19 protein-coding genes are annotated in these 26516 nt (G+C 65.9%); 7 read left to right on the forward strand and 12 right to left on the reverse strand.

Going from position 1 to position 26516, the window contains the following annotated elements; translation table 11 throughout:
* Window positions 1-533: hypothetical protein (locus KY501_RS49970; RefSeq protein WP_224372629.1), on the forward strand; the 533-nt coding region annotated here is incomplete at its 5' end.
* A gap of 69 nt (window positions 534-602) precedes the next feature.
* On the opposite strand, the gene KY501_RS49975 is transcribed toward KY501_RS49970, so the two are convergent.
* The 9 genes from KY501_RS49975 to KY501_RS50015 form a co-directional block, all read right to left on the reverse strand.
* A complete protein-coding gene (locus tag KY501_RS49975; RefSeq protein ID WP_224372630.1) occupies window positions 603-3044 on the reverse strand; it encodes an ATP-binding cassette domain-containing protein in 2442 nt (813 codons plus the stop codon).
* Between the two features lie 45 nt (window positions 3045-3089).
* Window positions 3090-3527: a DUF1801 domain-containing protein gene (locus tag KY501_RS49980; protein WP_224372631.1), complete on the reverse strand. Its 438-nt coding sequence runs from the start codon at window positions 3525-3527 to the stop codon at window positions 3090-3092.
* Window positions 3524-3922, reverse strand: coding sequence for a DoxX family protein (locus KY501_RS49985; RefSeq protein WP_224372632.1), 399 nt, complete (start codon window positions 3920-3922; stop codon window positions 3524-3526). Before KY501_RS49985 ends, KY501_RS49980 begins: the two co-directional genes overlap by 4 nt.
* A gap of 2 nt (window positions 3923-3924) precedes the next feature.
* Window positions 3925-4491 carry an SRPBCC family protein gene (locus tag KY501_RS49990; RefSeq protein ID WP_224372633.1) on the reverse strand — a complete coding sequence of 189 codons (567 nt, stop codon included), beginning with the start codon at window positions 4489-4491 and terminating at the stop codon, window positions 3925-3927.
* Window positions 4478-4834 (reverse strand): ArsR/SmtB family transcription factor, encoded by a 357-nt coding sequence (locus KY501_RS49995; protein WP_224372634.1) that lies wholly within the window; start codon window positions 4832-4834, stop codon window positions 4478-4480. Before KY501_RS49995 ends, KY501_RS49990 begins: the two co-directional genes overlap by 14 nt.
* A gap of 170 nt (window positions 4835-5004) precedes the next feature.
* On the reverse strand, window positions 5005-6549 hold the full coding sequence (locus KY501_RS50000) for a hypothetical protein (protein WP_224372635.1): 1545 nt from the start codon (window positions 6547-6549) through the stop codon (window positions 5005-5007).
* A gap of 30 nt (window positions 6550-6579) precedes the next feature.
* The gene (locus tag KY501_RS50005; protein WP_224372636.1) at window positions 6580-6957 is read right to left on the reverse strand and encodes a multicopper oxidase domain-containing protein; all 378 of its coding nucleotides are present in this window, start codon (window positions 6955-6957) and stop codon (window positions 6580-6582) included.
* Window positions 6958-7016: 59 nt separating this feature from the next.
* The gene (locus KY501_RS50010; RefSeq protein ID WP_224372637.1) at window positions 7017-8498 is read right to left on the reverse strand and encodes a hypothetical protein; all 1482 of its coding nucleotides are present in this window, start codon (window positions 8496-8498) and stop codon (window positions 7017-7019) included.
* 32 nt (window positions 8499-8530) lie between these two features.
* A complete protein-coding gene (locus KY501_RS50015; RefSeq protein ID WP_224372638.1) occupies window positions 8531-13201 on the reverse strand; it encodes a molybdopterin cofactor-binding domain-containing protein in 4671 nt (1556 codons plus the stop codon).
* A gap of 145 nt (window positions 13202-13346) precedes the next feature.
* On the opposite strand from KY501_RS50015, the gene KY501_RS50020 reads away from it, so the two are divergent.
* Window positions 13347-14399: a ribonuclease T2 family protein gene (locus tag KY501_RS50020; protein WP_224372639.1), complete on the forward strand. Its 1053-nt coding sequence runs from the start codon at window positions 13347-13349 to the stop codon at window positions 14397-14399.
* Window positions 14400-14454: 55 nt separating this feature from the next.
* Here the strand turns inward: KY501_RS50020 and KY501_RS50025 are convergent, their stop codons facing one another.
* Window positions 14455-15579: a hypothetical protein gene (locus KY501_RS50025; RefSeq protein WP_224372640.1), complete on the reverse strand. Its 1125-nt coding sequence runs from the start codon at window positions 15577-15579 to the stop codon at window positions 14455-14457.
* Between the two features lie 383 nt (window positions 15580-15962).
* Here KY501_RS50025 and KY501_RS50030 point away from each other — a divergent pair, with 383 nt between their 5' ends.
* Complete coding sequence (locus KY501_RS50030; RefSeq protein ID WP_224372641.1) at window positions 15963-19343, forward strand: LamG-like jellyroll fold domain-containing protein; 3381 nt, start codon at window positions 15963-15965, stop codon at window positions 19341-19343.
* A 65-nt stretch (window positions 19344-19408) separates the two neighbouring features.
* Here KY501_RS50030 and KY501_RS50035 read toward each other — a convergent pair whose 3' ends face one another.
* Window positions 19409-20104, reverse strand: a complete 696-nt coding sequence (locus KY501_RS50035) for a hypothetical protein (protein WP_224372642.1) — start codon at window positions 20102-20104, stop codon at window positions 19409-19411.
* A gap of 78 nt (window positions 20105-20182) precedes the next feature.
* Entirely contained in the window at window positions 20183-20689 is a 507-nt protein-coding gene (locus tag KY501_RS50040) for a DUF1993 domain-containing protein (protein ID WP_224372643.1), read from the reverse strand.
* A 170-nt stretch (window positions 20690-20859) separates the two neighbouring features.
* On the opposite strand from KY501_RS50040, the gene KY501_RS50045 reads away from it, so the two are divergent.
* The 4 genes from KY501_RS50045 (at window position 20860) to KY501_RS50060 (ending at window position 26514) form a co-directional block, all read left to right on the forward strand.
* The gene (locus KY501_RS50045; RefSeq protein ID WP_224372644.1) at window positions 20860-21690 is read left to right on the forward strand and encodes a M24 family metallopeptidase; all 831 of its coding nucleotides are present in this window, start codon (window positions 20860-20862) and stop codon (window positions 21688-21690) included.
* A gap of 87 nt (window positions 21691-21777) precedes the next feature.
* Window positions 21778-22581: a class I SAM-dependent methyltransferase gene (locus KY501_RS50050; protein ID WP_224372645.1), complete on the forward strand. Its 804-nt coding sequence runs from the start codon at window positions 21778-21780 to the stop codon at window positions 22579-22581.
* Between the two features lie 88 nt (window positions 22582-22669).
* Window positions 22670-23287 carry a LysM peptidoglycan-binding domain-containing protein gene (locus KY501_RS50055; protein ID WP_224372646.1) on the forward strand — a complete coding sequence of 206 codons (618 nt, stop codon included), beginning with the start codon at window positions 22670-22672 and terminating at the stop codon, window positions 23285-23287.
* A 20-nt stretch (window positions 23288-23307) separates the two neighbouring features.
* Entirely contained in the window at window positions 23308-26514 is a 3207-nt protein-coding gene (locus KY501_RS50060) for a hypothetical protein (protein WP_224372647.1), read from the forward strand.
* Window positions 26515-26516 lie beyond the last annotated feature (2 nt).

Genomic DNA, 26516 nt, shown 5'->3' on the forward strand with positions numbered 1-26516 from the left:
CTGTAAGTCCGCTCTCAAGCGCTTGGTACTTCGCCGCGATGACTTCCTCCAGGTCCATGCCTACATTGATGGGCACGATCTCGGGCACCCGCAAACTGAAACTTTATTCCTGCGCGGCCCCCAAGGGTCCTCCTCTCGTCATTGCAGCCTTCAACACGCGTGAGGAGGCTGACGCCTGGATGAGGGACCATCCAGACCCGCCGCATCATGCCAACATCTTGATTTCAGGCGAGTACTTCCTCACGGCGTACGCTGCGGACGCCAATCACCGCGCCCTGCTCCACGACCCCGTTCTCGAGTTCTATCTGCGCGACATGATTCACGAAGGGCTCCCCGCCCCAGTGGCCGTTTTCAATACCCTGGAGGAAGCAAATACCTGGCTCAAGAGTCAGCCCGAGCCTCCGCGCCAAGTCTTCATCATGATCGCAGGCGAGTATTACCTCGCAGTGTATCACTACAAGATAAAACTCCGTGCACTCTATCCTATCTCCAAGGCCGCGAAGTCGGTTCAGAGAGACAAGGCAGCGGACTGACTGCACATGACAAGGCGAGTGGCGGCGGCTTCGGTTCCCGCCGCCTCCATCCCGAGAAGTCCAGCACCCCTACTGAGGCTTCTTCTGACGACGAGGCCGAAGCGAATCGGTCCCACCTCCTGAGACAACCTTCGGACCGCTACCGACGAATGCCGCCAGGTGCTCGCCGGTCAGCGTCGACCTCGCCGCTACCAGGTCGGCCGGAGTCCCTTCGAACACGATCCGCCCACCGTCGTGGCCCGCCCCCGGACCCAGATCGATGATCCAGTCGGCGTGCGCCATCACCACTTGATGGTGCTCAATCACGATGACCGACTTGCCGGAGTCGACCAGCCGGTCCAGCAGCACGAGCAGTTGCTCGAGGTCGGCCAGATGCAGTCCGGTGGTCGGCTCGTCGAGCACGTAGACGCCGCCTTCGGTCCCCATGTGCGTCGCGAGCTTGAGCCGCTGCCGCTCGCCACCCGACAGCGTGGTGAGCGGTTGGCCGAGCCGCAGGTAGCCAAGCCCTACGTCGGCCATGCGCTGCAGGATCGCGTGCGCGGCCGGCGTATGCGCCTCGCCGGTGCTGAAGAAGCCGACCGCGTCTGCGACCGACAGGTCGAGCACCTCGGCGATGTTGCGCCCGCCGAGCCGGTACTTCAGCACCGACGCCTGGAACCGCCGACCCTCGCACTCTTCGCAGATCGTGGTGACACCGGCCATCATCCCCAGGTCGGTGTAGATCACCCCGGCGCCGTTGCAGTTCGGACAGGCACCCTCGGAGTTGGCGCTGAACAGGGCGGGCTTCACGCCGTTGGCCTTCGCGAACGCCTTGCGGATCGGCTCCAGCAGGTCGGTGTACGTGGCCGGGTTGCTCCGCCGCGAGCCTCGGATCGGGGTCTGGTCGACCGACACCACCCCGTCCCGGCTACACACCGAGCCGTGGATCAGTGAACTCTTGCCCGACCCCGCCACGCCAGTCACCACCACCAGTACGCCAAGCGGGATGTTGACGTTGACGTCCTTCAGGTTGTGGGTGCGGGCCCCGCGCACCTCCATCACACCCGACGGCTTCCGCACCGACGGCTTCAGGGCGGCTCGATCGTTCAGGTGACGCCCGGTCAGTGTGCCGCTGGCCCGCAGCTCCTCAAGGGTGCCCTGGAAGACCACCTCGCCTCCAGCGGTGCCGGCACCGGGGCCCAGGTCGACGACATGGTCGGCGATTGCGATCACCTCCGGCTTGTGCTCGACCACCAGAACCGTGTTGCCCTTGTCGCGCAGCCGCAGCAGCAGGTCGTTCATCCGCTGGATGTCGTGCGGGTGCAGCCCGACCGTCGGCTCGTCGAACACGTAGGTCACGTCGGTGAGCGACGACCCGAGGTGCCGGATCATCTTGGTGCGCTGTGCCTCGCCGCCCGACAGCGTCCCCGACGACCGGTCGAGACTGAGATAGCCCAGCCCGATCTCCACGAACGAGTCGAGCGTCTGCCGCAGCGTCGCCAGCAGCGGTGCGACGGACGGCTCGTCCAGACCACGCACCCACTCGGCCAGGTCGTTGATCTGCATCGCACAGGCCTCGGCGATGTTGATCCCCTTGATCTTGGAGGAGCGGGCGGCCTCGTTGAGCCGGGTGCCGCCGCAATCAGGACAGGCGGTGAACGTCACCGCCCGCTCCACGAACGCACGGATGTGCGGCTGCATGGCTTCGACGTCCTTGGACAGGAACGACTTCTGGAGCTTGGGGACCAGGCCCTCGTAGGTCATGTTGATCTTGTCGATCTTGACCTTGGTGGGCTCCCGGTAGAGGAAGTCGTGGCGCTCCTGCTTGGTGTAGCGCCGGATCGGCTTGTCCGGGTCGAGGAAGCCCGAGGCCGTGAAGATGCGCACCTGCCAGCCGTCAGCGTTGTAGCCCGGGATTGTGAGCGCGCCCTCGGCGAGCGACTTCGAGTCATCGAACAACTGGGACAGATCGATATCGGTCACCGATCCCATGCCCTCGCACCGCGGGCACATACCGCCAGCGACCGTGTACACCTTCTTCTCGGTCTTCCCGTCGCCCTTCTCGACCGAGATTTGCCCGACCCCGCGGACCGACGGGACGTTGAAGGAGAAGGCGTTGGAAGAGCCAATGTTGGGCTTGCCCAGGCGGCTGAAAACCACCCGCAGCAGCGCATTCGCGTCGGTGGCGGTGCCCACCGTCGAGCGGGAGTTGGCGCCCATCCGCTCCTGATCAACGATGATCGCGGTCGTTAGCCCTTCCAGCACGTCGACCTCGGGCCGGGCCAGCGTCGGCATGAATCCCTGCACGAACGTGCTGTAGGTCTCGTTGATCAGCCGCTGCGACTCCGCCGCGATGGTGCCGAACACGAGCGACGACTTGCCCGATCCCGAGACGCCGGTGAACACAGTCAGCCGCCGCTTGGGGAGCTCGACGCTCACGTCCTTCAAGTTGTTCTCTCGGGCTCCCTGGACGCGGATCACGTCGTGGCTGTCCGCGCGAGGCTGGCTGGAAGAGGGCTTTTTCTCACTCATGGTGTAGGGAACCCCGATATCAGACCTGCTCAGGGACGGAATACCTCAGGACTTCGCTTTCTTCGACGGTTTCGAAGATTTTGAAGCTTTCGACTTGCCAGCACTGTTGAGGGCAACCGCCTGGCGGATGAGCGCCTTGAAGGCGGACGCATCAACCTCTTCTCCCTCGTGGATGTCGATCGCGCGGCGTGCGTTTCCGTCGAGGCTCGAGTTGAAGAGACGGGCCGGATCCTTCAGCGACGCGCCCTTGATGAAGGTCAACTTCACGGCCTTCTTGTAGGTTTCGCCAGTGCAGATGATGCCGCCGTGGGACCAGACCGGAGTGCCCATCCACTTCAACTCCTCGACGACGTCCGGATCTGCGTCCTTGATGAGCTTGCGCATTCTGCTGAGGGTTTCCGCGCGCCAGCCACCGAGTTCGGCGATTTGTTTCGAGATTTGCTCAGATGCCGACTGGCCTTGGCTCGCGTCAGACTTTTTCATGTTCTCACCTCAGACATTCCAACCGGCGTGACCTGCGAACGGCGCCAGAAGAAGTACGAAAGCCCCCAGAGCACACCAGTGGCCCCCGCCCAGCCCCACGCCTCCGGGCCATCTCCCACCGCGAGATGGGCGATGACCGCGGAGACAAGGTCGATGGCGAAGCCGGCGTAGGCCCACTCCTTGAGCCGAGCCGGCACCGGCGCCAGCAACAGCGCCACGCCGAGGAGCTTGGCCCATGAGAGCTGCACCCGGAAGTAGTCGGGGAAGCCGAGGTGGGCGAACGCCTCCCCCACTTGCGGCAGGCGCAGTTGCGCGTACGCGGTGAAGCCCATCTGCAAGCAGAAGAGCGCGGTGACAATCCAGAAGCCGACGACGATTCCTTTGGAGCGGGGCATGATCAGGTCCGTGGGCGAGAGGCCCAGTTGGGGAGCTCAACACCGAACTGCTTCGCGTACTCGGCGTTCAGCCGCTGCCAGCCATCGAACTGCATGGCCTCGGGGCCGACGATGCGTCCAATGGGCTGACCGGCGAGCATCCGGTCCATCACATCGAAGCAGATGTGCCACCCAGCGGCGCCCATCGAGATGAAATGACGGTCGATGTTGTGCCAGAGCGTGAGCCGGGTGCCACCGCCTGCCGTCGGCTCGAGTTCCCAGCGGAGATCCTGTGCCCCCCAACTGTATTCGAGCAGCTTGGGCTCATCGGCCCGCTTCACCTGGGTCTCGGAGACGAGCGGCTTCGGCGCCCCCACGGTCGAGAGCTTCGCGGTGCCAACGGCCCCCAGGCTCCGGTCCGAATCGAACGGAGCCCATGCGCGGAGATGCTCGGGTTCCGTGATGGCCTTCCAAACCTTGGTAGGAGGGTGGGAGAGATCGCGAACGAGAACGAGCGTCCACTTCTCGCCATCCTTTTGGACCTTGGCGCCCGAAGCGGCACCCGGCGTGTATTGCTCACGACTGCTCATGTTTTTTCTTTCCTTTCACAGGGGGCACCTGGTCCACCTGGTCCATCTTGTCCAGGTGTTGCTCCAGGGCATCGACGTGCATTGACCAGAAACGCCGGAAGGGAGCGAGCCATGCGTCGAGTTCCATGAGGGGCTCCGGTCTCAATCGATAGAGGCGCCGCTGCGCTTCGATTCGTGATTCCACGAACCCCGCATCTCGCAGCACTCGCAGGTGCTTGGAGACGGACGGCTGCGACAGTTGAAGCTCGCGCTCGATCTCGCCAACCGAGAGCTCCGACGCGAGCAGCAGGCTCAAGATGGCCCGTCTATTGGGCTCCGCGATGATGTCGAACGATGATTCCACGATGGGTATATAGCCACGCGTTCATATACCCGTCAAGGCATATTCGCGCCCCAGAGCAACAACGCCTTGCCTGGACCGCAGCCCTTCACTCGAGGGCCCGAGCGGTCCGCAGGGAAAAAGGGGCTGGCATGAGGCTTCCGGCTCATGCCAGCCAGTGCGCGCGCGGGAACTCAGCGCGCCGGCAGGATGCCTTCCATCACACGAGGCCCGGCACGCTCTTCCACCTGGTCGGACTGCCACTCCGCCCACTGCGTCATGGCGATGGAGAGCTGCAGCGAGAAGTCCGTGGACACCCACTGCGTCGCGCCGTTGGGGTACTGCGGCTGCGGAATGCCCGTGCCCGAGATGGAGGTGCTGCACGCCAGGTCCGCGAAGAACGTGGCATCCAGGTTCGGATCGGCGAGCGTCGCCGGGGGGCTGCCGCACTGGCCCACGGCCGTCTTGGAGGGCACGATGATGAAGGGAGGCGTCTTGCGGTTCTTGTCCGGCACGGCTCCCGTCATGTGGCAGGACAGGCAGGAGCTGACAGTGCTGTCAGCGGGGCCATCGAGCCGGCCGTTGCAGCCCAGGTGGCCGCCGTCCGTGGTCGCGTTCCAGCGGTCGGCCACTTCCCACTCGACGACCTCCAGCTTGAAGCCATTCTTCCGGGGATCCGCCGGGTAGGCGTTGGCGAGCTGCCCCTTCGGCGGCGCGTCATTGCCCCACATGAGCCCCAGGGTGGACAGACGGCTCCAGGGGTTCTTCTCCGAGGCCTTCACCTGCCCATCCGCGACGAAGGTGCCGTATGCCCAGCCCGAGGGAGAGCGGCTGTCGCGCACGGCGATGTCGAATTGCATCAGCGTCACCTCGCCCAAGGAGCGCGGGCACTGCTCGCTGATCTGCTGGAACGAGCACGCCGACTGCCCCGTCGAGGGGGTGCACTGACAGAACTTCGGGTCGCTGATGTTGGCCTTCCACTTCGGCATGTTGGACAGGATGGGGATGTCCTTCTCCGTCGCCGTGGTGAAGAGCAGCTTGCCAATCACCGCCCCATCCGGGAACGCCACGTTGCTCGTGGGGAACGCGGCGCTGCCGTCCGGCTTCCACACCTGCCCCAGCGTGTAGGCGGCGCGAGGGTTGTAGAACCCCACCGCCCAGACGGTGCTCGCCAACTGGCTGCCGCTCTTCATCGTGAAGGTGACGGGCGCCTCGCGCGTGAGCCCGTGGATGAACTCGCGCCCGCTGAAGGGCTCATAGGTCTGGAAGGGCATGTGGACCCAGCGGCGCACCGGGTTGTTGCACAGCGTCCAGTCCTTCCCGATGTCTCCTCCCGTGGCGCCCTGATCGACGTTGCCCTCCTGGATGTAGCGCATGACGGCCCAGGAATACTCATAGGCCTGCTTGCGCATCTCCTCTTGGCTCAGCCCGGCCTTGAAGGGGTCGAACGCCTTCCACGGAGAGGCATCCTCGGGCGGCAGCGCGGTGGGGTACTGCTGGCTCAGCCGGAAGATGGGCCCCTTCCAGTCCGAGGGCGCCTGGTTGGAGATCTGCTGCCCCAACCACATGCCCGTGCTCGTGAACTTCGGATCCTGCCAGTAGCTGGGAAAGGGCCCCGCGCACGTCCCCGCTTCGCCCTGGGTGTTTCCCCCCTGGCCACCGCCCAGCGTCGCGCAGGCCCACAACGTGCCCGATGCCACGACAGCCCCCAGGCCCAGCATCCACTTCGTCTTCGACATGTCTCTTCTCCCCTCTCTCTCTTCCGGCGGCTACTTCTTCACGAGCAGGTTCTGCATCATCCCCACGTCCTCGTGCGGGATGATGTGGCAGTGGAAGACGTCCTTCCCGGTCCACTCCTTGAACTTGATGCGGACGACGACCTCCGTGTTGTGGGGAACCCAGACGGTGTCCTGGATCGTCCCTGGCTCCACCGGCTGGCCGCCAATGGAGATCACCTCGAAGGAGTTGGTGTGCAGGTGGAAGGGGTGGCCCTCTCCGGAGCCGCCGGTGTGGTGGCCGTTGTCGTGGATGGTCCACTCCTCCACCGTGCCGAGCTTCACCTCCACGGGCGTGGCCGCCTCGTCGTACAGGGCCCCGTTGATCATGAAGTCCAGCCCCACCAGCGGGTTCATCTGGGGCGGGTACATCACCGCCGTAGGTGCGCAGCCGCACGTTGTAGCCCGCGAGCGTGAGGTTGGCGAACTGACTACTCGGGCCGACCGCTGCGGGTGACGGGAACCCGGTCCAACTGGTAGTCGTTCGCGTACGAGCCCTGCAGCAGGTTCGTCTTCATCGTGTAGAAGTTCTGCAGGCTGATGGCGACCTGGAATGAGAAGTCGGTGGAGTAGACGCGCGGATCCATGGAGGTGGCGGCCGGCACGTTCTGGAACCACTTCATCCATTCCTTCGAACCTCCGTCCTTGGGAGGATTGGGGCCGCCGGCCGGCACCGCGTTCGGCGGGACCAGCGCCGTCACCGCGGGGTACTGCGCGGCGATGTGGCAGCCCAGGCACGAAGTGGTGTTCAGGTCCGCGGGACCGTTGAGCCGCCCGTTCCACCCCAGGTGCTGAGGCGGCAACTGCGCGGAGGCGAAGATGACGCCCTGCTTCAGGTCCGGGTTGATCTTCGTCTCGGTGGGAGGGAACGGAGTGGTGGCGTTCGTCGTGTTCTCGGGATCATTGCCCCACATGATTCCCACCGGGACGAGGTTGAGGAACTTGTTGGGGTTGTTCACCTGGCCGTTGTACGCGAACGTCCCGAACACCCAGCCCGTGCCGTCCTTGCCCTCGGCGCGCACGTCTCTCACGGCGATGTCCATCTGCAGCAGGTTCACCTTGCCCACCACGCGCTTGTTGGAGGTGGAGAAGTTCTCGGTGATGTACGCCGTCCACTGCAGGGGGTTCTCGAGGAAGGGAATCTTGTCGGTGCCCTGGGGCGCGTCGGTGAACAGGAGCTTGGCGAAGACGGTACCCGGCGGGAACCCGCCGCCATAGCGCGCATCCGTCGCCTTGGGATCCGGATTCATGGGGTCCTTCCACATCCGCCCCAGCGTGTACCCGGCCATGTCGTTGACCAGGGTGATGGCGTAGACGGAATAGCTCCCGTCCTTGCCCTTCTGGCCCGGCGCGAGCTGCAACGGGCTGAGCCCTGCCTCCTTGATGAGGCCGTGGAAGCCCTCGGTGCCGCCGTTGGGAGGATAGGCGTCCGGCCCCGTCGCCGACGGGTGGAGCCAGGGGATGTGGTACCAGCCGCGCTTGCTGTTCTTGAAGGGATCCCAGTCCGGCAGGTTGCCATCGAAGGCGTAGTCCCGCACGGCCAGCAGGTACTCCAGCGGCTTCTTCCGGAAGTCGATCTTCTGGACGAACTCCGGCAACTGCCTCGGCTTGGCGGTGGGGAAATCCGTCTTCAGGCGGAAGAGCGGCTGGTCCGAGTACTTCTTCAGGTACTCATCGACCGGGACCATGTAGCCGAAGTCCGGGAAGGGACTCTGCTGGAGCTTGTAGCCCTCCGGCTTGCGCAGCAGTGCCGCTGCGGCGGCTGGATCCTTGGCCACGGCCGCAGGTGCGGGCGCCGTGGTCTGGGCATAGGCCCCGCTGGAAACCGCGGACAGCGCCACCGTGGCGCCCAGAAGGACGGACTTCGGGAAGCCGCGCCGGCCAGGCCGGGCGGTGAGGGTTCTCGAGTTCATGTCATGTCTCCTGACGAATAGCGGGGACTGCGTTACGCCTTGAGAGCGCTCGGGGGCACCTTGAGATCGCTCGCGGTCACCTTGAGATCGCTGGTGCTCACCTCGCAGGCCCTGCGCACCTCCTGCACGGTGGCCGGAGCGTCGAAGCGGAACAGGCCACTGAGCTTGCGCTCCAGTCGCGAGGCACGAATGGCCGCCTTCACCGCCAGGAACACGCTGGTGGCCAGCACCAGCGGCGGCTCACCGATCTCCTTCGAGGAGAAGATGCCCTCGGTGGGGCTCTCCGGCACATCCTTCGCCAGGCTGCGCGGGAACAGGGTGACGTTGAGTTCCAGCGGAATGCTGGTGATGGCCGGTGGCTTGTAGCGCCAGGTGTTCAGCGAGTTGAGACGGCCGGCTTCCTCACCCTCAGGCTCGAACTCCAGCTTCTCCGACAGCACGTAGCCGATGCCCTGGACGAAGGCGCCTTCCACCTGGCCCACGTCGATGGCCGGGTTGAGGCTCCAGCCCATGTCGTAGGTGATGTCCGAGCTCAGGACCTTCACCTCGCCCGTCAGGATGTCCACCTCCACCACCGAGCACGCCGCCGAGTAGGTGAAGCCGGTGAACGAGTCATACGCACCGGGCGCGCCCTTCGGACTCGCAGAGTAGCCTGGGATCTCCGGCTGCAGTTCGAGCGGCTTGTAGGTGAGTGCCGGCATCGGCGTCTCGCCACCAGGAATGGGCGCGGTGAAGGTGGCCATCAGGCCCACGCGGTACTGGTAGGCCAGGGCCACCAGGTTCTGCCAGATGAGCTTCGGCGGCGCGGTGGGCGAGAGCTTCACCTCCGTGTTCCATCCCGCCTGGCCGTAGTTCCAGAAGTCGATGCCCTGGCCGTGGCACCAGTCGTTGCCCTTCTCCTTCAGCATCTCGTAGCCGAAGTCCCTCAGACGCGAGCTGAGGTCCTGGCAGGTGCGCTTGACCGCCTCTGCGTTGTAGGACGTTCCGGTCGACGCGCCCGTGCCAGTGGGGTTGGGATTGATGGCTGTCCTGGCAGCCTCGACCTGGATCTTGTCCATGGGCACGTTCAGCACATAGGAGGCAACCTGCCGGACCTGCGTCGTCAGGCCCTGCCCCATCTCCACGCCGCCCTGGTGGATGATGACGGTGCCGTCGCTGTGGTACACCGAGACGAGCGCGGCGGCCTGCTCCAGCATCGCCACGTTGTAGCCCGAGCCGTACTTCACCGGCATCATCGCCAGCCCGCGCTTGCGCCACCGGTTGGTCGCGTTGAACTGATCCACCTCCTGCCGCTTCGTCTCGTAGTCGCACTGCTTCTTCAGGAACGCCCACACTTCCCGCATGTAGCAGTACGTCAGCGGCTGTCCGAACGGCGTCACATCTCCCCGCTCGTACAGGTTCTTCTCCCTCACGTCCTCAGCCAGCATCCCGATGGAGAACGCCGCGTCATCCACCGCGTTCTCCAGCATCAGCTTGCCCTGAATGTCTCCGAAGGCTCGGAACGCCGTGCTGGGCGCCGTGTTCGTCCGGCACACGTCGATCTGGCTCTCGAAGTTGGCGATCAGGTACGCGTTGTCCGAGCGCGTCTGGATGCAGTTGGAGACGACGAACGAGCAGTCGTAGAACGCTCCACCATCTCCCCACATCTTGTTGAGCAACCCGCGGATCAGACCCCTGTCCCGAGGGTCCGCCTCTCCTCGATCGATGGCGATCTGGTACTGGCTGAAGTAGGCGTGGCGCTTGCCGATCATCGCCGTGTCCTGCTCGCGCGAGAGCACCAGGCGCACCGGACGCTTGGTGGCATGCGCGGCGACGGCCGCCGCCCCTGCCACGAAGCGGGCCTGCTCCGTCTTGCCTCCGAAGCCGCCGCCCACCGGAGGCACCTGCACTTCGATGCTGTTGTACTGCACGCCCAGCGCCATGGCGGTGGTCTGGTGCATGGACGCGGGGCTCTGCGAGGAGGGCCGAACGAGCATCCGGTGGTTGTCCAGGGGCTCGGCGATGGCCGCCTGCGGCTCCATGTAGAAGTGCACCTGTCCACCGCACGTCTGCGTGCTCTCCACCACCTGGCACCGGATCCCGTCCAGCGTCGCCTCTCGGTTCACGATCGTCCGGTCCACCCGCTGCTCGGGGCTGTCCTTCGGAGTGACCCAATCGAACCGGCTCCCGTTTCGCGTCACCTTCCAGATGTGCGAAATGAACGAGGCCTGGGTGGGGTAGTCCGGGTAGACGCTGCCCAGGCGGATGGCATCGTCCAGGGTCAAGACGGGCTCCGCCCACCATGCTTGGGTTTTCTTCGACAGAATGCTCTTCTGCGGCTTGACCGGAGCGTAGGCGATGCACCGATCGGTGACGTACTGAGCGATCCGCTCGGCCTCCTGCTCCGTCCCCGCCAGCACCAGCGCGATCGACTGGCCCACGTAGTTGACCTCGCCGTCCGCGAAGAGCGGCTGGTCAGAACCCATGCCCTGAAGGTTGATTCCGCCGTCCTTGAAGACCTCGGAGGTGATGAGATCGACGAAGCCCCCGTAGCGGCTCGACAGGTGCTCGCGCAGATCGCTCACCTCCACGGCCTTGTCATCTCCTGGGATGATGAACTGGAAGGTCGCCAATGAGCGCCGGCTCTGGACGAACGAGGCATTGACCGTCTGCGATGAGACCGGCAACTCGTGGGTGTAGTGCAGCTGCCCCGAGGCCTGCTGCATCGCAGTGTCTTTGATGTAGGGCAGCGCAACGGGCGCCTTGTAGGCTTGGGGTGTGAAGGCCTGCGTGCCGTCGCTGACGCCCCAGTTGCCCCAGGTGATCTCTCCAGCCGACTGGAGCTTCGGCGGCACCTCTCCGCCACGCTCCATCAGCGCGTTCACCACTGCCTTGTAGAAGAACGCCGTGGCCAACTGCGCCCGGTACTCGTCCGTGAAGCCCTCTGTCGGCAGCCCCTGCATCCTCTTGGACCAGCGCGCCAGCTCCAACCCCACCTCCCCCACCAGGCTCCGAGCCAGCGCCGGCACCGCAGCCAGACTCAGCGGCTTGCCCTTCAGCGCCTGCTCCGTCTTCCTCGCCCTCCACGGGTAGGGCGCGATTCCTCCGAACACCAGTACTGCCTCTTCCACCTCCAGCGCCTTCGTCAGCTGCAGGCGGCTCGTCCCATTGAGGATGCTGTGCGCGTTCACGTCTCGCAGCGCCACCTTCTGCGCAAGCACCACCTCGTTCTTCTTCCCGTATGGCACCACGTAGTTCAGCAGCACGATGCTCTTGGCCAGCTTCGGCTCGGACACCACCCGCTCCACCAGCTCCTGCGCCGTGTTCCTCCTCGGACGCGCCCCCTCCCCCTCCCGCGTGTCCACGTACTCTATCTGCGCGTCGATCGCCGCCAGCACCGTGAACACATCCGACGGGAACGGCTCCCCCGTCCCCTCCGCGATGTGATGGAGCACCAGCATCGTGTTGCCACCCAGCGTCGCCGCGTTGCGCACCAGCCGCCCCGCTGTCCTTCGCGCCATGAAGCGCGTCGCACCCAGACGCGTCGTCTCCGGGTACTCCGTCTCCGCGTTCCGCCGCTCCTTCGCCTCTCCCACCGACAGCATCGTGCTCTCCAGCACCCGGATGAACTCGCTGTAGTTCATCCCCGCCCCCACCCTCAGCCCTTCCCCCGTCTGCTTCGGTCCCGCGTTCAGCTCCGGGATGAAGCGGATGTCCAGGTACAGCTCCGTCTCCAGGTACTCCTCTTTGTAGATCCCGTACGCAGTATTCGAGTGCACCAACCGCACCCTCTTGCCCGCGTTCTCCCTCATCAACTGCGCAAGCTCTCCCAGGCTCCCCGGCGTGAGCCACACACGCCCGTCCTCCTCCGACGACACGCCTCGGGCTGGCGCCTGCGCCTCGGCCGGAAACGGAATCACCACGTTCGAAGCTGGCAACTGCGAGGCCGCGTAGTCATCCGGCAGGCACTTCATCCGGTTGGCCTCGTCCTCCGCGCTCCAGTCCGACGCGAACGTCTTCATCCCCGTCAAAATCGACCGATACCCCGTGCATCGGCACAGGTTCCCGTCGAATATCTCCTCGATCTCCTTCTTCGTCGCATCCGGGTTGTTCACGATGAACTCTGACATGTTCATCACGAATCCCACCGTGCAGTACCCGCACTGCGTCCCGTTGTTCATCGCAAGCCGGTGCGCTACCGGGTTCATTCCCTCGTGCGAGAACTCCGTCGGGTGATCCGGCACATCACCCCTCAGCTTCGCGCTCAGCGCCTTCGTCCGAGACTTCGCGTTGACGCTCTTGATCACCGCGAGACGTTTGCGGTTGGCCGCCTCCTGGGCCTCGACCAGCACCGGAGGAGTCGGGACACTCTTCATCTCCGGCAGCGCGCCTCCCCGGGAGTAATTGGCGGAGTGCGACAGGTGCGCGGGGTTGAGGCGCCGGGCAGCGCCGGTGCCCTCCACCGTCGTCACCACCAGCCCCTCCAGCGCAAGCACAGGCCTCAGACACGAGTTGATCGCTCGATGCTCCGCTTTCCTCTTCTTCTCGTTCCAGCTCGACAGGATGACGGTACATCCACCGCACCCGCCCTGACCGCAGGGCTTCTTCGGGCCCGCAAGCGCCACTTCGGGCGACCTCAGGTAATCGACCAGAAGCAGGTCCGGAGATGGATCGTCCACCGTGACGCGTCTGCCGTTGAGGAAGAACGACACTTGCCTGGCCATGGAGTCCCCCGTCGTGGAAGTCGGCTCAGGCTAGTGCCCTCTTTCCAACAGGGCAATCAGTCTCTCGGGTTCGTGCGGAAAGAATGGCCTTGCAGCGTGCGGACGCGCCAAAGTGGCCGCGCATCCACTCGCCAGGGGTCCTCTCATGCACCGCATCATGCCGGGTCTGGTTCTGTTCAGCATGCTGTCCGCCTGCGTCCGTACGACGCCCGCACCTTCTGAGCCCTCGCAGCCGCAAAGCGGCGCCTCGTCGGTCCGCGCAGCGCCCTCCCTGGTCGCCCGGGAGTTCAACCTGCGACCTGTCGAATCCGGGATCACGCCTGACGCGAAGAACGCCTCGGGCAACCCCAACGGAGGTCCCGGCACGGCAGCCACCTTCGGGCTCTACATCCTGGCGCTCTCCTGGGAGGCCAACTTCTGCTGCAGCCACCCGGACAAGCAGGAGTGCCAGGGTTTGGATGGTAGCTTCGGCGCCACCCATCTGACGATCCACGGCCTCTGGCCGAGCTACACGGATGAGCAAGCCAGTCAGGCGGGTGCCGGCTGGCCCCAGTACTGCGCGCCCTACGGCTCCTGCAACTCGAAGAACCCCGCCCCCGGATGCGATCCGGATCCCTCCACCATTCCGGCGGACATGCAGACCTATGGCCCCGGCTACGTGTCCGACAACGACTTCCTGGCGGACCACGAGTGGCCCAAGCACGGCAGCTGCACGGGCCTGGACTCCGGCACCTACTTCTCGTCGGCCATCGCCTCGCTGAAGAGCCTGCCGGGAGACCAGGGAACCCCGGCACTGCTGGCGAAGAGCGTGGGCGGCACGGTGGCCGCCACGGATCTGCAGGCGGCCTTCGGCTCCCCCGAGTCCGTCATGCTCAGCTGCGACTCGAGCTGCAACCTCTCGCAGGTGAGCATCTGCCTGGCGAATATGGGCTCGCCGCCGTTCGTGACCCGGACTGCCTGCCCGAAGATCACGACGACCTCCTCGTACGACAATGGCTGTTTCGTCAACGGTTGCCAGAACGTGACGATTCAGCCCGCGGGACAGTGCTCCTCTTCGGGAGGCTCGGGCTCGAGCAGCGGTGGCGGACAGTGCAGCAATCCGGGCCAGGGCCCCGCTTGTAGCGATGACTCGGCCTGTACCGCTCAGGGCTACCTGCGCTGCGCGAAGTCCGGCTGCTGCACCACCGTTCCGCGCTAACAGCACCTCGCCGAAGCAAGGGTTGAGAGCTCACGCCTCTCAACCCAGCGTGAGCTCACGCGCCGAAGATGTTCGAGAAGAACTGCTCGGCCGCGGACTTCTCGGGCTGCACCACGCCGGCGGGCGAGGCCACACCCGACGCCGTGGCGAGGTTGGCGCGCAGGCCCGAGGCCACACCGGGCGTCACGTGCTGGCGCAGATCGATCGCGGCATCGGTCTTGATGTGCGTGCCCACGCCCAGGGCGGCGGTGACGTCCGCCGAGTGCCGGAGGAAGCCGTTCTCCATGCCGATCTTCGCGCTGGCCTGGGCCGCCACTCCCGCCACGGCACCCGCGGTCACGGAGCCATGCAGCCGCCCCAGGTGCCCGCCCAGCGTGGCATACGCTCCCGCCGTAGCGCCGGCTCCTGCCTGGGCCGACAGCAGCGCCGTGGCCGTCTTCGGATCCAGTGCAGCAGTGGCCTCGGCATAGGCGCCGAGCGAAGCCTTTCCCTGGCCCTTGAGGTAGGCCCCGAAGTGCGGGTTGAAGTCATGGCTGGCGCTGGCGGTGACACCCACGCCCGTCTCCGCCTTGCTCGTGAGCGCGAGCGGATACGCCTGATTCTTCATCCCGGTCGAGACACCGGCCTGTGCGTTGGCCTTGAAGGAGTTGGCCTCGGCGGTGCACTGGGCGCTGGAGACGCCCAGCGGCCCCGAATGAGCCCCCTGCCACGCGTAGGAAGCGTGCGGTCCGCTGAGCTCGGCCTGAGCCGCATGGTGGAACACGCCTCCGCCGTTGTGGTGCGTGGTGGAGGCCTGCGCCGAGCCCACGTTGCTCTGCACCGTGCCGCCGAAGGCATCCTTCTGGAAGGGAGAGCCCGGCTTGTTGAGGAGCACGTTCTGCGTGGCATTCGGGGGAGCCGCGATCTTGTTATCGCCGGCTGTCGGCGTGCCGATCATGAGGTTGCCGGCCTGGCCCGTGTTCTTCAGAGAGGGGACGTAGGCGGGACCAACCCCCAGGGGCACGCCCGGGTGCTTGATGGGAGCGCCCTGCGCGACCGACGCGGAGGGCTTGGAAGCCAGGGGCGACGTCACCGAGGGCGGCATCGTGGAGGCCCGCGCGGGAGGCCGGGGACGGGACGGCGTGTCCAGGGGCAGCGTCGAGGAGCGGTGCAGCCGGTTGGCGCCGAACGATGTTTTCATGCCCCTTCCTTGTGCACCGGCTGTGCCACGCCCATGACACAGCCGGTGAACTGGAGGCCTGCCGAATTACAAAGGGTTACAGGTAAGCAGAGAGGCACGCGAGATGACAGTGCTCACCGCCTGATGACATCTGTCACCACGCAAGATCCGCTTTCGAGGCGTGAAGAGCCCGCAACAATCACCAAGTCCGTCCAGCCCTGGAGGTCGAGTTCCGCTTCCGCCGCGCGGCCTGAACACTACGAAGGGGCAGAACTCATTCGAACAGTTGCTGCCGCCATTCCAGACATCCGAGAACCTGATGTGGACATCGTGGTCATTTTCTGGCCAATCTGCTCTGGCCCCTCACACCCACGACATTTCACGAGAGCCCAAGAAGGGACGCCATGTCACGCCCTGAGTTCAGGTCGCACACCCTGGTCCTGCTGTTACTCTCCTCCGCTCTGATCCATCCCTTGATCGGTTGCTCGGATGACCCGAACAACCCGACTCCGGATGCTTCGACTCCAGATGCATCCACTCCGGATGCGTCGGCTCCGGATGCTTCGACTCCGGATGCTTCGACTCCGGATGCTTCGACTCCGGATGCTTCGACCCCAGATGCATCCACTCCCGACGGCTCGACCCCGGATGCCTCGACCCCGGACGGATCGACCCCAGACACCGTGCACGGCCTCAAGGGCGAGTACTTCCGGGCGTCGGCACCGAACGCTCATGACTTCGCGCAACTCGGCGCGATCACGCTGGACCCGAACATCGACCTGCCCGGTCTGGCGGCCACGTTCGAGTCGCTGACCGGCCGCAGCGAGCACACCACGGCCCGTTGGACCGGCCGCATCACCGCGCCCGCGACTGGCGACTACACGTTCTATGCGATCGGCGACAACGGCTTCCGGGTGTTCATCGACGGCACAGCCGTGATCGACCACTGGGTGGGCGACTGGGATATCGAGCAGACCAGCCAGACGGTCCACCTCGTCGCGGGCGAGGCACACGACTTCCGGCTGGAGCTGTTCCAGGACGTCGGCGGCGCGAACATGTTCCTGCGGTGGTCGAGCGCCACGATCAGCAAGCAGATCGTCCCGACCACGGCGTTCACCCCACCGGTCGGATTCCAGATCTACCCGGTCGACCTCACTGTCGGCGCGGACGGCCGCCAGCTCACGTTCGACTTCACCAAGCCAGTCACCGCGCTTGGCGACCTCGTGCCGCACCTGGGCGTGGAGGCTGACACCGTGCCCATGCCACTGGGCTCGGCCGCTGTCTCCGCCAACAACTCCGCTCGCGTGGTGGTCACCCTCTCCGAGCCGATCCAGCGCGGACAGCGCGTCCGCGTCTCCTACGACGGTAACGGGGGTCTGGCGGTGAATGGTGAGTTGGTGCCGCAGCTCATCCGCTTCGCCAACAACCAGTCGACCCACCGGCTGCGCACCGAGTGGGGCGACGAACTCGACCCGAACAATCCGCTGCCCGAGTACCCGCGTCCACAGTTGGTCCGCGAGAAGTGGCTCAACCTCAATGGCCCTTGGGAGTTCGCCGGCGCGACCCAGGATCAGCAACCTGCGTTCGGCCAGGCGCTGCCGGAACACATCATCGTGCCGTTCCCTGTGGAGTCCCAGCTCTCCGGGCTGGAGCGCCACGAGGACCACATGTTCTACCGCAGGCTCTTCACCGTGCCCGCGGACTGGCAGATTGGCGCCGGGCACCGGCTGCGGCTGAACTTCGGCGCGGTGGACTATCGCGCGCGGGTGTGGGTCAACGGCCAGCAGGTGGCCGATCACACCGGCGGCTACACCGCGTTCACCGCTGACATCACCAGTGCCCTGAACGGCACTGGCCCGCAGGAGCTCATCGTCGCGGTCACCGACACCACCGGTTCCAACCAGCCGATCGGCAAGCAGTCGCGGAATCCGGGCGGCATCGTCTACACGCAGACCTCGGGCATCTGGCAGACCGTGTGGCTGGAGCCGGTGTCCGATGTGGCGATCGACTCCCTGAAGACCACGCCGAACCTCCAGACGGGCACGCTCTCCATCCGCGTCAACTCCACGTCGGCGTCGGCCAGTGCCAGCGTCACCGCCGTGGCCCATGACGTCAACGGGAACGTGGTCGGCACCATCACCGGTGCGGCCAACACCGCGCTCGAGCTGCCCGTGCAGCAGCCGCACCTGTGGACCCCCGACGACCCGTACCTCTACGATCTCGACGTCACGCTCACCGACGGGCCGAGCACCGACACCGTGGACAGCTACTTCGGCATGCGCTCGGTGGCGATCATGGACGTCGGCGGCTTCCCGAAGCTGGCGCTCAACGGCAAGGCGATCTTCTCCCTCGCCATGCTGGACCAGGGCTTCTGGCCAGACGGGCTCTACACCGCACCCAGCGACGAGGCCCTGCGCTGGGATCTGCAGGTGCAGAAGGACCTCGGGTTCAACGCGGTCCGCAAGCACATCAAGGTGGAACCGGCGCGCTGGTACTACCACGCGGATCAGATCGGCCTGATGGTGTGGCAGGACTTCGTCTCCGGGAGCTTCCCGACCCAGCAGGGACAGACGACGTTCGTCACCGAGGGCAAGCTCATGATGGAGCAGTTGCACAACTCGCCGGCCATCGTGGGCTGGATCATCTTCAATGAGGGCTGGGGCGAGTGGAACCGGGATGCGACCGGCCAGCTCGCCGTCGAGGTCAAGGCCGCCGATCCCTCGCGAGTGATCAACGCCCACAGCGGCGTGAACTGCTGCGACTCCAAGGGCGACTCCGGCAAGGGAGACATCATCGACCACCATGACTACGGCAACAACAGCCCTCCCTTCCCAGACGCCACGCGCGCGGCGATGGACGGCGAGCATGGCGGGTTCACCCTGCGCTCCCCAGGCCACCTGTGGCCGGGCGCGCCGACGGTCATCTACAGCGGCGTGGCGGACAAGGATGCGCTGACCACGAAGTACGTCGAGAACACGCAGACGTTCTATCTGGCCGCCGCCGGGGCGGAGATGTCCGGCTCGGTCTACACCCAGGTCACCGACGTGGAGAACGAACTCAACGGCTTCTACACGTACGACCGGCGGGTGCTGAAGGTGAACCTCGCTCCGGTGCGCGAGATCAACCTGAGAGTGATTGCCGCGGGCGCCGCGGCGGGCGAGGACGCGACGTTCCCCGGCAACGGGACCTGGCCTCTGGACGAGGGCAGCGGCACGGTGAGCCACGACACCCAGGGCAGCAGCGACGTGACGCTGCACGGGAACGCCAGTTGGGTGACGGGGATCCGCGGGAAGGCGCTGCACTTCGATGGAGACGGCGACTTCGCCGAGACCACCAGCCCGGTGATGGATACCCGTGGCAACTACTCGATCTCGGCGTGGGTGACGCTCGACAAGCTGCCGGGTAACTACGCCACAGCCGTGAGCCAGGACGGCCGCCGCACGGAGAACCCGTTCTATCTGCAGTACGGGCATGGCACGTTCGCGTTCAGCGTGCCCGGCGGGAAGCGCGCCACATACACCGTGACACCGCAGATCGGCCGCTGGTACCACCTCGTCGGCGTCCGGAACGGTGGCGAGCTGCGGCTGTACCTCGACGGCGTCCGGGTGGCGACCCTGCAGGCCAACCCGACGGACGTGAGCACCGGGCCCCTGGCCATCGGGCGCGCGAAGTACGCCGGCAGCAATACCGACTACTGGGCTGGCTCGGTCGACGAGGTGCAGGCCTTCAGCCGCGCACTCGACGACAGCGAAGTGAGTACCCTGTACAACTCAGTGCCTCACTGAGGCCCCGCCGGGCGGCAGGTGCATGTCCCTGCCGCCTGGCCGGCGCCCTACTCCCAAGCGCGACTTCAGCGGCGTGCGGCGGTTCGCTTGCGCGCAGGAGCTGGAGCCGCCTTCTTGGCCTTGGCGGGAGCGGCTCGCTTGCGCGCAGGAGCCGGAGCCGCCTTCTTGGCCTTGGCGGGAGCTGCCTTCTCCTTCTTGGGCGGGGGCAGCTCCTTCTCGATCCACGCGTCGAAGGCGGTCGTCCCGAAGAAGTGCCCCTCGACGAGGTGATCGAGATACTTCGCGTCCGTCACCTCGACCAGGAGATCGAAGCGATGCATGCGCTTCCAAGCTCCCTCGAGAAAAGCACCGGAGCCCTTCTTCTCGAGGGGGGAGAGCTCCCGGCGGGCCTTCCAGAGCAACCCATCCTTGACGTTGTTGTATCGCTTGAGGAGCCGCGAACGCGACACGAACCGCGGCGTGTTCTCGGCGTGCCACGCCTCCTCGTAGCCAAGGCCCGGCAGATCGTCATCAAGGGAGAAGGGAGCATCGTCAACCTTCTTCGCCAATGCGAGGCGCTTCTTCGCCAACTCTCGCGGCAACCCTTTCGCCCAGTAGGGAGCGTCGCCGACGCGCCCCTTCGCATCGACAAGCAACATCAATGCAAAAGAGCGGCTCCAGGCATGGTCCTTCATTCCGCCGGCAAAGCCTGTCAGGCAATGCAGCGTGACGGACCGGTTCTTGATCTTCCCTACCTTGACATAGAAGGTATCTGTCGACACACGATGCTCCAGCAGAGGACCGCCCATCCTAGCCCGGCGTGCTGAAGCATCGTGCTCCTTTTTGGGGCGGGCCCCTGCTCACCGGCCCCCGATGTAATCTCCCTTGCCCAGCTCCACGCCGTTGTGCCGCAGGATGGCGTAGGCCGTGGTGATGTGGAAATAGAAGTTGGGGAGCGCGAAGGAGAGCAGATAGTTCTGGCCCTGGAGCTTGAGCTCACCCGACCGCATGCTGAGGGTGATGGCACGATCCTCGGAGCCATCAACCTGCGCCGCCGTCACGCTCTGCAGGAAGGAGACGGTCTTCGCGATGCGCTCCTTCAATTCCGGGAACGTGCTCTCGGTGTCAGCGAACTTGGGCGCCTCAATCCCCGCCAGGCGCGCCGTACAGCCCTTCGCATGATCGGTCGTGGTCTGAATTTGGAAGGAGAGGGGAAGCATGTCAGGTGCCAGCCGGTCCCGGATCAGGACCGTTGGATCAATCTTCTTCGCCTCGGCGTACGCCGCGGCCTTGTCGAGAATCGCGGAGAGATTGCCCAGCATGCGGATGAAAACAGGGACGGAGGCCTGGTACATCGACAGGGACATGGTGCTTGCTCCAATGGGGGTGGGGTACAGGTCCGGCGCGCCATCATCTAGCGAGAACCGGAATGCGCGGCCATCCAAACTCACGGGCCCTCCGCGGGCAGGGTACGGGGCCCGGCTTCGTTGACAGCCCGTGGGCGCTCTGGCCTGCTGACTGCATGGAACTCAGACCCATGGTTGGACGACTGCTCTCACACGTCGACCACTGGCCGGGCTGGAGCCGCATCACACCGCCGCTCGCTCGCGTCCCCTCCCCCGAAGAGCTGCGGGGCTTCGCCGCAGCGCAGCATCTGGCCGTCCGCTGCGCCCAGGAGACCGAGAAGCAGCTGCGCACCGGCATCACCGAGCGCGAGTTGGCGGCCTGGATGCGCAAGTGGCTCGCGTCTCAGGGCGTCGAGCACTACTTCCATCGCCCCTTCGTCTGGTTCGGCCCGCGCACGCAATTCCGGCACTTCACGTCGCGGCTCGACCTCCGGGCCACGTCGCAGACCCTGGCCGAGAACGACGTCTACATCTTCGACTTCGCGCCCGTCCTGAACGGCTATGCCTGCGACTTCAGCTACGCGGGCCAATGGGGCACCGTCCCCGGCTACGCGAGTGCCCGCTCGGTCCTGGATCGCCTCTACCGCGACATCCCCCAGTGGGTGTCATCCCTGGGATACCGCGCGGACCGCCTCTGGCAACGCGTGCACGAGGAGCTCTCGGCCCATTCCCTCTCGGGCGTCCACGAGACCTCGGCCTACTCGTTCCTCGGCCACCGGGTGCACCACGTCGCCTCGAGCCCCCTGGCGCGAGCCCTTGCCCGGCGTGGGGCCCAGACGCTCCTCGAGTTCGTGGCCCGCGGCGCCTCCGGCCAGACCCTGAGCCGCCATCACGAGGGCAACATGACCGGCCTGTGGGCCATCGAGCCGCACCTGGGCTTCGACGGCCATGCCATCAAGTTCGAGGAACTCCTCCTCGTCACTCCCACGGGCGCCACCTGGCTCCGCGACGCAGCGGCCTGAAGTCCGCGGGAGTGTATCCTCCTCCGCACGATGACGCAGCCGCTCCCCCCAGCGGGCCAGCCCCCGGACACACGATGGCCCCTGGCCGTGACAACCTCTGATCGCTACGCGCCGGAACTCGCTCAGCGCGCCCGGCAGGCCGCGGCGGAGGTGGGGGTGCCCTATGTGGAGCGCACCCACAAGCAGTCGCTCGCGTCCATGCTGGCGGACTTCGCCCACGCGTTCATCGTGATGGAGGCCGGCGCCGTCTCACTGGTGGATGATCAGGAATCGCTGCGTTTCTCTCCGGGCCTGGCGCACCTGCGGGTCAAGCAGCTGGATGCCGGGGTGCATGAGGACATGCTCCTGCGCATCAGCGGGCTGAGCGAGGGGGAACGCGTCCTGGACTGCACGTTGGGCCTGGGCGCCGATGCGCAGGTGGCGGCACGCCTGGTCGGCCCTTCGGGGGCGCTCACCGGCCTGGAGAAGAGCCCTGCGCTCTACCTGCTCGCCCGATACGGGCTGGAGACACTGCCGCGCCATCCCCTCGCATGCCCCATCCACGTGGTGTACGCCGACGCGAGCGAGTACCTGCGCACGCTTCCCAACGGGGCCTTCGACGTGGTGCTCTTCGACCCGATGTTCGGGCGACCTCGCAAGTCGTCCGCAGCCTTCCAGGCGCTGCGTCGCCACGCGGACTACGCCCCGCTGACACAAGAGATGGTCGCGGAGGCCCAACGTGTGGCACGCAGGGCCGTGGTGATCAAGGGCTCGCGCTACTCCAACGACATCAAGAAGTTGGGCCTCCGGACTGAACCCGCCCGCCCGAATGCCACCGTGCTGTGGGCGAGGCTGCCGGGACTTGCCGTCGCTCTCCCCCCTCTCACCGAGGGCGGCGAGGCGCCGACGTGAGTCCACCTCGAGTCTCAGTCATTCACGGGGAGTGAGGCCCACGGGAGGCGTCTCGCGATCTGTCATGGGACCAGGATAGCGTAGCCACATGGCGAGTTCTCACACCGTCTCCCAGGGCGAATGCATGCGGACGATCGCCCGGCGCCATGGCTTTTCGGACGCCATGGCGATCTGGAATCACCCCAACAACGAGGGGCTCCGCAACCGCCGCAAGAGCCCGCACGTCCTCGCGCCGGGGGACGTCGTCTACATTCCGGACGCCAAGAAGAAGGTCGTCGAGTGCGCGACCGGCAAGTCCCACAAGTTCCGGGTCCGGCTGGCCAAGCGCGATGTGCACGTCGTCTTCGTGGACGCAGATGGCCAGCCGCTCGCGAACTCGCCCTATGTGCTGCGCGTGGGCAACATCGAGCGCAAGGGGCAAACCGGTGCGGACGGTGCCATCCACGAGAAAGGTTTCCACCCCCGCGAGGAACGGGCAGAGCTGGAACTGACGGAGTTGGGGATCACCCGCACGCTGCTGATCGGGCACCTGAATCCACACCACGAGGAGTCCGGATGGCGCCAGCGGCTGGCGAACCTGGGCTATGAGGCCAACGAGAGCGGGCTCGCGGACTTCGCGCGCGATCATGACTTCCCCGAAGACACAGAGGCAGAGGCGCTCCGCAACGCGCTGCACGAGCACAGCCACTCGCCCTCCCCGCGATAGCTTTCGAGAGAGGAACGGAGATGCCTAGCTGCGAGGTCCTCGTCAACACCGAGGGCAGCACCCCCGGGCCACTTGCGTCGGCGTGGGTCTACATCCAAGAAGGCGGCACGACCACCACCTACCGCACGGCGCCGAATGGCCGGCTGCGCAAGATGGCTCCCGGAGGCTCGGCAGCCGATGGGACGCGCCCCTGGAAGTTCGACACCAAGGCGGTGATCGACGTCCCCAAGACGGTGCGCATCTACACCAGCCGGGGGGCTCGCCCCATCCCCCAGAGCATTCTGGACAACACCATCTTCAACAACGCCCAGGCGTATGTGGAGCGCACCATCGCCCTGCCTCCGAGCACGGCTCCGGTCGCCATCGCTTCGACGGATCAGACGGTGGTGGCCATCAGCGTGGCCGAGGTCGCGGTGCCACCGGTCTCCGTGGCGTTGACGCTGCCCCGGGAGCTGTCGCTCTGTCCGGTCCTCTGGGACCACACACCCGAGGACGCCACCGACGACAACAAGGACTACCTGCGAGCCGGCATCACCCAGGGGGCCACCACGCCCGCGGAAGATGCCGTGCCCGCGGCGCCTCCGGGGGCTGTCGTTGTCCACGAGCGCGGGGTGCGCATCCAGGGGACGGTGGGCAACAACGCCCAACACACTCGCATTCGCATGGTCGGTCCGGCGGGGACGGTACTGGGCCTGAGGACCTCGGCCACGGGCAGCCGCGTCGAGGAGCTCGTCGTGGCGACGACGGGGGCTGGCAGCGAACGCTCCTTTGAGGCCGACGTCTGGATCGATGATCCCACCCAGTCCTTCGGACTCGTCCACGTGGTGGTCGACTCGAGCGATACCGCCGACTCGAGGCACTGGCTTGACTCGTTCACGGTGTTCCTGGTCGGGCTGCAGCTCGCCCTGGTGGATGACGCGACGAACAACCTCAACGGCTCCTCGGCAGGGCAGATCTCCAACCAGGCCCAGGAGAAGATCGTCCTCGACTTCAAGAAGTCGCCGGTGCGCGACGTCGCTTCGAGCAACCTCTTCCTGCATGCCTATAAGGTGAGGAATCAGGCCTCGAAGGCGATCAGCAACAAGACGAAGAACGTCGAGGCGGTCAAGACAGCCTTCTCCCGCCTGAAGACACCTCGGGACAATGCCGCCACGGCGCTGGCGACCGCGGTGGCGCAGACCTCGGCGGCGCAGGCCAAGGCGAAGCTCACGGTGGCCAAGACCAAGCTGACAGCCCTCAAGACCGCCGTGACCAATGCGGGGCTGACCGCCAAGATCACCGAGGCGCTCACGAACACTCCGGAGCGCGAAGTCACGGCGGATCCGGCCTTCAACGTCGCCATGCAGGAGCTGGCCACTGCCTTCACCGCGATCAATACCCAGCTCTCACCTGCATGTACGGAAGCGGTGACGGCGCTGACGACGGCGTTGACGACAGCAGAACAGAAAATCGACGAGGCCCTGACCCAGGTCAACACCGAGCTCTCCGCGACGGCGCTCCCGGCGGCCAAGGCCGCGGCGAATGCGGCGCGAATGGCCGCCACGAACACGGCCACCGCGCAGTTCCAGGCCTTCGAGACGTCGCGAGCGGCGGGCCTGACGGCAGCGACCGCGGCGGGCAACCTCATGACGCCCACGACAGCGCCCACCAAGGTCGCCCTGCAACACGCCGACACGCGCAAAGAGGGGTTGCTCGACGAGGCAAAGCAAAAAGCCAACGCCGAGCTCACCAAGGAGCGGCGGGCGCGGCGCATGATCCGCTATGTGATTCGCGGAGACCAGAAGCGCAAGTTCAATGGGACCGGTCCCGAAGTGCCTCATCCGCAGATGCCGATGTTCATGGCGGAGCTGCATGTCTTTGGCGTGCAGAAAGCACCCATCGAGGAGTTGCTTCAGCGCCGGAAGAGGAGCGTTCCCGCGGTCTCGGGCCTGACGCAGTCCCTGCGCATGGAGATCGACTGGAGGTTCCGTCTCAAGTGGAAGGGCCCCGATGTCGATCCTCCGGTCTCCCCTCCCGACACGTTCCACGACGCGAACGCTGGGGGGTACTCGCTCAATCAGGAGTTCCGAGGTGTCTGGACGTCCACCAAGCTGCAAGCGGTCGCTCAGGGAGTGACGCTCACCATCGGCGATGACGACACGCTCACCCTCGAGAGCGACGCGGTGAAGGACGCCTTCACCCCGGTGCCTGTGAAGCTGCCGTTCCCAGTGGCGACGAGGCGAACGCCGATCGTGGCCATCGCCAACCGCCAGCGTGCCTGGGGGCGAGCCCAGGGCGCCAAGAATGCGGCGGCCATGGTGGTGGAGTGGCAAGTGCCGGTGGTCGATTCCACGAGCCGCGAGATCCTGCGCGGAGGGGACGGGTTTCTCACGGTGGCAGCTCTCTCGATCGATGGGCAGCGCGTCGCTCGGGGCACCTCCGCCACCGTGGCCAGCGCGCAGTCGGATCTGCAGCTCGTGCCCTTCCGGGTATCGGGAGACAACGCCCCGGCCAACGCCATCAACGCGAACGATCCCATGGGCCAGATGATCGAGACCGTGGTGGGAGAGACCTACGAGAAGCTTGCCGCGACTCATGTGGCGCGGAACATCGATGTCTCGGGCTGGAAGCTGGCCTATCGCCGCACCGTCGCGCACGAATCACGGGCCCGGCAGTTCAACGGCAGCACCTGGGCGGACTTCCGCCATTGGGAAGGGAACATGGTGTGGTCGTACGGCCAGGAGAGGGGCATGCCCCTGCACGGCCATCCCCATGGCTACACGATGGCGCAGTGCGATCCGCATCCGAGCGACGACGCGATGTGGAGCTACATCGACGCCATCCGCGCGGGGATCAAGGTCATGTTCGACAAGGCGCTCGTCGCCAAGTCGGACCTGGAGAAGAAAGCCAACCAGGCCAACGCGGCCTATCAGGCCAAGGTGGCCGCCGGCACCGTCACGCCCCAGGATCAAGATCCGGCGGCGAGCCTGGATCTCACGATTGCCAAGCACCGCGAGGCCCTGCTGCGGGCCGCGGTGAAGCGCTACAACGGTGGAACGGAGTTCGTCTGGGGCCACCCGCACGGGTACGTGGCGCCAGCGCCTCCGGCCACCCCTGCCCCCATGAGCTGGGTGATCAGCCCTTCCACGAAGAACGACTACCCGAACATGGCCCTGGGGACGAACGTCAACTACAGCCAGACCGAGCCGATCGAGTTCACTCAATTCGTCCTTCCAGCCACGCCCTGAGC

Source organism: Hyalangium versicolor (assembly GCF_020103695.1).
Classification (GTDB): domain Bacteria; phylum Myxococcota; class Myxococcia; order Myxococcales; family Myxococcaceae; genus Hyalangium; species Hyalangium versicolor.